Origin of the sequence: Kurthia sp. Dielmo (assembly GCF_000307285.2) — a bacterium.
Lineage (GTDB): Bacteria > Bacillota > Bacilli > Bacillales_A > Planococcaceae > Kurthia > Kurthia populi.
This window is the reverse complement of record NZ_CAEP01000217.1, coordinates 1-356: the sequence shown is the minus strand read 5'-3', so window position 1 is coordinate 356 and position 356 is coordinate 1. Positions and strand designations below refer to the sequence as shown.

At 28.7% G+C, this 356-nt stretch carries 1 protein-coding gene; it reads left to right on the top strand.

Features of this window, described 5'->3' with window-relative positions; all coding sequences use genetic code 11:
* Positions 1 to 276 (top strand): sigma-70 RNA polymerase sigma factor region 4 domain-containing protein (locus KTHG_RS00330; protein ID WP_222424330.1); only part of this gene is annotated, 276 nt, incomplete at its 5' end.
* Between the last annotated feature and the right edge of the window lie 80 nt (positions 277 to 356).

Here is a 356-nt window from a genome sequence, read left to right as displayed (position 1 = left end):
GTGGAACCATATTTGATGCAATATTATGCGAAACACATAATGCCTATTTCTGATAATAGTGATGAATCAATCGAGAATACTAATGAAAAAGAAAATATGATTAATGAGTTATTGAGCATATTAAATAAAGATGAAAAAGAAATATTAGTGATGGCTGCTAATAATATAAGTTTAAGAAAGATTTCATTATTGACCAACAAACCTAAATCTACTGTAGAAAATATATTGAAGCGATGCAAAGAAAAAATTACAGATGAAGGGTGGATAATTGTATGAGATTTGTTGAGCCTATACGTGATGTAGAGCAACTAGAGGAGTTTAAAGAATACTTAAAAGATAAAAGTGAACGAGACTAT